General features: G+C 62.8%; 6 protein-coding genes and 1 pseudogene. 4 read left to right on the plus strand and 3 right to left on the minus strand.

Going from position 1 to position 6,473, the window contains the following annotated elements:
• Positions 1–61 precede the first annotated feature (61 nt).
• The gene (ilvA, locus tag B3D39_RS17390) at positions 62–1,309 is read right to left on the minus strand and encodes a threonine ammonia-lyase IlvA (protein ID WP_286789917.1); all 1,248 of its coding nucleotides are present in this window, start codon (positions 1,307–1,309) and stop codon (positions 62–64) included.
• A 38-nt stretch (positions 1,310–1,347) separates the two neighbouring features.
• Positions 1,348–2,151 (minus strand): hypothetical protein, encoded by an 804-nt coding sequence (locus B3D39_RS17395; RefSeq protein WP_286789918.1) that lies wholly within the window; start codon positions 2,149–2,151, stop codon positions 1,348–1,350.
• A 224-nt stretch (positions 2,152–2,375) separates the two neighbouring features.
• Here B3D39_RS17395 and B3D39_RS17400 point away from each other — a divergent pair, with 224 nt between their 5' ends.
• The 3 genes from B3D39_RS17400 to mog all read left to right on the plus strand — a co-directional run bounded on the left by B3D39_RS17400 (position 2,376) and on the right by mog (position 5,332).
• Positions 2,376–3,464: a hypothetical protein gene (locus tag B3D39_RS17400; protein ID WP_274962900.1), complete on the plus strand. Its 1,089-nt coding sequence runs from the start codon at positions 2,376–2,378 to the stop codon at positions 3,462–3,464.
• A 105-nt stretch (positions 3,465–3,569) separates the two neighbouring features.
• On the plus strand, positions 3,570–4,799 hold the full coding sequence (locus tag B3D39_RS17405) for an argininosuccinate synthase (protein ID WP_078602342.1): 1,230 nt from the start codon (positions 3,570–3,572) through the stop codon (positions 4,797–4,799).
• Entirely contained in the window at positions 4,796–5,332 is a 537-nt protein-coding gene (mog, locus tag B3D39_RS17410) for a molybdopterin adenylyltransferase (protein ID WP_078541593.1), read from the plus strand. The genes B3D39_RS17405 and mog overlap by 4 nt, the downstream gene beginning before the upstream one ends.
• A 130-nt stretch (positions 5,333–5,462) precedes the next feature.
• Here mog and ubiG read toward each other — a convergent pair whose 3' ends face one another.
• Complete coding sequence (gene ubiG, locus B3D39_RS17415; RefSeq protein WP_274962899.1) at positions 5,463–6,206, minus strand: bifunctional 2-polyprenyl-6-hydroxyphenol methylase/3-demethylubiquinol 3-O-methyltransferase UbiG; 744 nt, start codon at positions 6,204–6,206, stop codon at positions 5,463–5,465.
• 67 nt (positions 6,207–6,273) lie between these two features.
• Here ubiG and B3D39_RS17420 point away from each other — a divergent pair.
• Positions 6,274–6,473, plus strand: a pseudogene (locus tag B3D39_RS17420) (prolyl aminopeptidase); the annotation flags it as partial.

The raw sequence follows: 6,473 nt of genomic DNA on the forward strand, positions 1-6,473 counted from the left end.
AAAGCGGCGAAGGACCAGTGTGTTTCGTCGGTCTGGCGGCCGCTCTATCGAACTGAAGGCCTCAGATAAGAAACTCAGCCAAGGTTTCGTCTTCGGTGATGTCGCGCCAGACGAAGCCCTCGGCGTCGAGCTTCGCGAAGAGCTCTGTGAAGTTCTCGGCGCGTTTCGTTTCGATCCCGATCAGGACCGAGCCGAAGTTCCGCGCCGATTTCTTCAGATACTCGAAGCGCGCGATATCGTCGTCAGGGCCAAGCATCTGAAGGAAGTCCTTCAGGGCGCCGGGGCGCTGCGGCAGGCGGAGGATGAAGTACTTCTTCAGACCCGAATAGCGCTGGGCGCGTTCGCGCACCTCCGGCAACCGCTCGAAATCGAAATTACCGCCTGAAGTCACGCAGACCACGCGCTTGCCGCGGATCGTCTCGGCCAGTTCGGGCAGGATGTCGACAGACATAGCGCCGGCGGGCTCAAGCACGACACCTTCGACGTTCAGCATCTCAAGCATCGTGATGCAGATGCGATCCTCCGGTGCGAGATGAACCTGCTCGGGCGTGACCCAACCAAGCTCCGCGAAGGGGCGCGCGCCGATCCGGGCCACAGCTGCGCCGTCGACGAAACTGTTCACCTGCGAGATCGTCACGGGCTCATGCGCCTTGACCGCAGCGGTGAGGCTCGCTCCGCCCAAAGGCTCGACGAAGCGAAATTCCGTAGCGGGGGCGGTCGCGCGCAGATAGCCGGTGACGCCCGCGGCCAAGCCGCCGCCGCCCACGGGCAGGATGACCATATCCGGAGCGCCGCCCAACTGGTCGAGGATCTCCACCCCGACCGACGCCTGCCCCTCGATCACATCCGGATCGTCGAAAGGCGCGAGGAAATGCGCCCCGGCCTCGCGGCAAAACTCCTGCGCCGAAGCCAGCGTGTCGTCGAAATAATCGCCCGTGAGAACGATCTCGACCGCATCTCCACCAAAGGTCTTGGTCTTGTCGATCTTCTGCTGCGGCGTCGTCACCGGCATGAAGATCGTGCCTTTCACCCCGAAATGCCGACAGGCGAAGGCCACGCCCTGCGCGTGGTTCCCGGCGCTCGCGCAGACGAAATGCGCCGCCGACGGATCGCGCTCGCGCAATTTGCGCATAGCGGTGAAGGCGCCGCGGATCTTGTAGGAGCGCACCGGCGTCAGGTCCTCGCGCTTGAGCCAGACCTCGGCGTCGAAGCGTTTCGACAGGTGGGCATTGAGCTGCAGCGGCGTCGGCTCGAAGAGCGCACGCAGCGCGCGGGTGGCGGCTTGGGCGGAAAGGGCGAACTCACTCATACCGCCAGATGTGACGCGCGCCGCCCGCTTTGGCAAGCTCAGACGAGGGCGCGTTGCTCGACAAAATGACCGTAGAGCGTCGTTACGATCGACAGCAGCAGCATCACGGTGGGCACAGCGAAAAGCAGCTTGAGCGCGACCACGACCATATCATCCGCGAGGTCATGTGGCGCTTGTATCGAAAGCATGTTCACCGCAACGAAAGGGAGTACCACGAGAAATGCCAGCAGAGTGAGCAAAGCGAAGCCACGCCACTGGCCGCGAGTCGCGCGCCAACTGTCGCGGATCGTGGCGCCGCCGATCGCGGCCCCGGGCAGGGATACTCCGAGACGGAGCATGAAGGCATACAGGGCAATGAAGAATGCCAGCCCCACCACGGCGAGTAGAACGGCTTCAGCGGTCTGGTTCGGAATGATTTCCTGCGCCGCGAGGGCGAAAAGAAAGACAATCGCGGCTCCCAGAACCATGATCGCCATGGCATAGAGCGTGATCACTATGCCACGCCAGAAATAGCTCACGTCGCGGCGCAGATGAATCCGCGGCAGCCAGCCGACGCGCTCGCCGAGCAGGATGAACCTGTGCCAGTTCACCGCCGCGATGATCATCGGGATCGGCAGGATGAACGTGTTGAAAACCACAATGAACAGTGATTTTTCGAAACTCTGGTATTGTGATGCTCCGGCCTGCATCACGCTCTCGATAAGCCACTGCTGCCCGATGATCATGATCAAGAGAAGAAGCGCCGATATCCGAAGGGTCTGCCGCCAATTTCCAAAGACCTGCCGGAACGAGTGTCCGAAAACCCCCAATACATTCATCACTTTGCCCCCAAAGAATGTCATTTAACAATTCACCGTTGGGGCTCGATCTCACCGCAGTCAAAGCACGTTCGGCGCGCCTTGGTTGAATTCTCCGTGTGATCGAGGTGGAAAAGAGCGAGTCACCGCCGGCTCACCTTCGCTTTGAGCGAAGCCTTGCGCATTTTGCAAAGGCTGCCGCTTTTTTGCCCACTTTCGACGCTAATCGTGCTGAAACTGTGTTGCGAGCAACAAAAGAGGAGGGCCGCATGCGCCTGAGAAAAACTTCGATTGTCGCCCTTGTCGCGGCGAGCTTCGTCGTCGCCCCGGTGGCGACCAGCCATTTCACCGGCGCGGATGCCGCATTTGCCAAGAACGGCAACGGTGGCGGAAATGGCGGTGGAAACGGCGGCGGCAATGGTGGTGGCAATGGCGGGGGCAAAAGCAACGCAGGCGGCAAGTCCGGCGCGGCGGGCAAATCCGCATCGGCCGGGCGCGCGACGAGCCACGGCAATTCCGGCAAGGCTGCAACGCATGGCGGCGGCCCTGCGAAATTCCTCGATGATCTCTTCTCCGGCAAGCTGCAGAAGAAGTCGCAGCATACCAACCGCTCCGCTGTGAAAACGGCGTCGCGCGGGACCACCGCGACGAAGAAACGCTCGACCACTCCGACCGAATACGCGGTCAACGAGTCGCCGCGTCCGAACGGGAAGCCGAGCCTGAGCGAGGATGAGCTGCGCAATCACGGCGCGCTGGCCTCCGAACTGAAGGGCTTGAACGCGGCCCATGCCAGCGCGACCGCGCTCGCAAACGCTTCGCCGAACAGTCAGGTGGGCCGGATCGCGACCTATCGCGACGCGGTTCTGGCCGCTGGCGAAGCCGAACAGAACCTGACCGACGCGCAGGACGCTGTTGCCGCGCTCGAGGCGCAGGACGTCCGCAGCGTGGAGGATATTCAAGCCGAAATCGACGCGCTCGAGCCTGGGGTTGAGGGCTATGACGACGCGGTCGCGACTCTGGAGGAAGAGAAGGCTGCCGCGACGACCTATGAGGCCGATCTGGCCGCTGCGCAGCAGAAGGTTACGGATCTGGAAACCGAGATCGCCAACTCGACCACCGACGAGAACGACGCGCTTCTCGCCGCCTCGAACGGGCGCGAGCTTTCGCCCGAGGCGCTCGCCTATCTGCACGAGCTGCTCGATCTGCCGCCGCCGGAGACCGCGACGGAAGAAGCTCCCGCGGATGGCGATGTGGCAACCGGCGACGGGACAACTGCTGACGGGACGACCGCGGAAGGCGATCTCGCCTCGAGCGGCGAAACCACCGATCCGCTCGTCGACCCCTCCACCGAGAGCTGATCTCGCGCATTGCACATGCGAAAGGGCCGTCCTTCGGGGCGGCCCTTGTTCATTGGAAAAAAAGCTTCTATTCCGTCGCGGAACAAGAAAACCGGGAGATGCCGCATGTCCGCACCCAAGAAAGTCGTGCTTGCCTATTCGGGTGGCCTCGATACCTCGATCATCCTGAAATGGCTGCAGACCGAATACGGTTGCGAGGTCATCACCTATACCGCCGATCTCGGCCAGGGCGAGGAGCTCGAGCCGGCGCGCAAGAAAGCCGAGATGCTCGGCATCAAGCCGGAGAACATCCATATTCTCGACGCGCGCGAAGAATTCGTCCGCGATTTCGTCTTCCCGATGTTCCGCGCCAATGCGGTCTATGAAGGGCTCTATCTGCTGGGCACCTCGATCGCGCGGCCGCTGATCTCCAAGCATCTCGTCGAGATCGCGCATAAGCATGGCGCCGATGCGGTGGCGCATGGCGCGACCGGCAAGGGCAACGATCAGGTGCGCTTTGAATTGTCGGCCTATGCGCTCGACCCGTCGATCAAGGTGATCGCGCCGTGGCGCGAATGGGATCTCTCCTCGCGCACGAAGCTTCTGGAATTCGCCGAGGCGAACCAGATCCCGATCGCCAAGGACAAGCGCGGCGAAGCGCCGTTCTCGGTCGATGCGAACCTGCTGCACACCTCGTCGGAGGGCAAGGTTCTGGAAGATCCGGCCGACATGGCGCCCGATTACGTCTATCAGCGCACCGACGATCCGATCACGCAGGCCCCGAACGAGCCGGAATTCATCGAGATCGGTTTCGAGAAGGGCGACGCGGTGTCGATCAACGGCGAGGCGATGAGCCCCGCGACGATCCTCACCAAGCTGAACGAATACGGCAAGACCCACGGCATCGGCCGTCTCGACTTCGTGGAAAACCGCTTCGTGGGCATGAAGTCGCGCGGCGTCTACGAGACCCCCGGCGGCACGATTCTGCTCGAAGCGCACCGTGGCATCGAGCAGATCACGCTCGACAGCGGCGCGGGTCACCTGAAGGACTCGATCATGCCGCGCTACGCGGAGCTGATCTATAACGGCTTCTGGTTCAGCCCTGAGCGCGAGGCGCTGCAGGCGTTGATCGACAAGACGCAGGAATATGTCACCGGCACGGTGAAGCTGATGCTCTTCAAGGGCGCGGCCCGCACGGTGGCGCGTTGGTCGGATTACTCGCTCTATTCCGAGGCCCATGTGACCTTCGAGGAAGACGCAGGCGCTTACGATCAGAAAGACGCGGCGGGCTTCATCCAGCTCAACGCGCTGCGCCTGAAACTGATCGCAACCCGCAACGCGCGAGTGAAGAAATGAGCTTTTCGCAGCCCAAGGCCGCCATCGTCACCGTCTCCGATCGCGCGTCGCGCGGCGAATACGAAGACAAGGGCGGTCCGGGCTGCGAGGACTATCTGCGCGGCGTGGTCACCTCGCCGCTGGAAATCGAGCGTCACATCATTCCCGATGGGCGCGAGTCGGTCGCCGCGAAACTCCGCGAACTGGTCGCGGCCGAAGCCGATCTGATCCTGATCACCGGCGGCACCGGCCCCGCGCCGCGCGACGAGACGCCCGAGGGCTGCTTCGACGTGATCGAGAAGGAACTGGCGGGGTTCGGCGAAGAAATGCGCCGCGCGAGCCTGCTCGAAGTGCCGACCGCCATCCTGTCGCGCCAGTCGGCGGGGATCGCGGGCAAATCGCTGATCATCATGGTGCCGGGAAAGCCCTCGGCCATCGCGACCTGCCTCGATGCGGTCTTCGCCGCCGTGCCCTATTGTCTCGACCTGATTGGCGCGGGCTATATCGAGACCGATCCGGCCCGGATCAAAGCCTTCCGTCCGAAGAAAAAGTAAGAGGGGGCGCTGCCCCCGTCTCTTTCAGAGACTCCCCCGGGATATTTGACCCAAGGCGAAAATCGCCTCTCTTCGTGTTGGCTGAAATATCCCGGGGTGAATTCGCGCATGCGAAGAGGGGCAGCGCCCCTTACCGCTTCACCGCCGCGATGGCATAATTCACCGAAAGATCGCGCGCCGAGAGCGACCAGGTCCATGCCAGCGGATTGAACACCATGCCGCGGCGGTCGACCGGGTCGAGCCCCGCGTTGCGCGACAGCTCGTAAAGCTCGTCGGGCGTGACGAATTTCGACCATTCATGCGTGCCCACGGGCAGCCAGCGCATCACCCGCTCGGCACCGATGATCGCGACCATGTAGCTTTTCGGATTGCGGTTCAGCGTCGAGCAGATCATCAGCCCGCCCGGTTTCATCAGGCTCTGGATCGTGTTCACGAAGCCCTGCGGGTCGGCGACATGTTCGATGATCTCCAGCGCGAGGACGACATCGAATTGCTCGCCGTTCGTGGCCAGATCTTCCGCCGCGCAATGGCGGTAGTCGATCTCGAGCCCCGACTGTTCGGCGTGCAGCCGGGCCACGGGGATATTCCCTTCCGCCGCATCCGCGCCCACGACCGTGGCGCCAAGTCGCGCCATCGGCTCGGACAGAAGCCCGCCGCCGCAGCCGATATCCAGCAGACGCAGCCCCTCGAACGGGCGCGGCGCTTTCAGGTCGCGGCCGAACTGTGTCGCGATCTGCGTGGTGATGTAATCGAGCCGGCACGGGTTGAGCATATGCAGCGGTTTGAACTTGCCATTCGGGTCCCACCATTCGGCGGCCATCGCCTCGAATTTGGCGACTTCGGACGGGTCGATGCTGTTTGCCGGATCTGCCATTGCTCTCCTCGCATTGATTTTAGGGCAGCCCATGGCGGGCGCGCCTTTTGCTCTATATAGTCCAGACATGGACAGAACTGCAGGGCAAAAGCGCGCATCGGGCGCCCATCTTTACCCGCCGATCGAACCCTTCGATCAGCGCCGGATCGACGTGGGCGATGGCCATGTTCTTTATGTCGAACAATCGGGTCATCCCGAGGGACAGCCGGTCGTGGTGTGCCATGGCGGGCCGGGGGGCGGCTGTTCACCCACGATGCGGCGATTCTT

Origin of the sequence: Thioclava sp. UBA3469 (assembly GCF_002378135.1) — a bacterium.
Taxonomy (GTDB): Bacteria; Pseudomonadota; Alphaproteobacteria; order Rhodobacterales; family Rhodobacteraceae; genus Thioclava; species Thioclava sediminum.

What these genes read in the sequence shown, in the direction of transcription:
- B3D39_RS17395 (WP_286789918.1), bottom strand. Translation starts at nt 2,151, where the DNA reads ATGACATTCTTTGGGGGCAAAGTGATGAATGTATTGGGGGTTTTCGGA.
- ubiG (WP_274962899.1), bottom strand. Translation starts at nt 6,206, where the DNA reads ATGGCAGATCCGGCAAACAGCATCGACCCGTCCGAAGTCGCCAAATTC.
- ilvA (WP_286789917.1), bottom strand. Translation starts at nt 1,309, where the DNA reads ATGAGTGAGTTCGCCCTTTCCGCCCAAGCCGCCACCCGCGCGCTGCGT.
- B3D39_RS17405 (WP_078602342.1), top strand. Translation starts at nt 3,570, where the DNA reads ATGTCCGCACCCAAGAAAGTCGTGCTTGCCTATTCGGGTGGCCTCGAT.
- B3D39_RS17400 (WP_274962900.1), top strand. Translation starts at nt 2,376, where the DNA reads ATGCGCCTGAGAAAAACTTCGATTGTCGCCCTTGTCGCGGCGAGCTTC.
- mog (WP_078541593.1), top strand. Translation starts at nt 4,796, where the DNA reads ATGAGCTTTTCGCAGCCCAAGGCCGCCATCGTCACCGTCTCCGATCGC.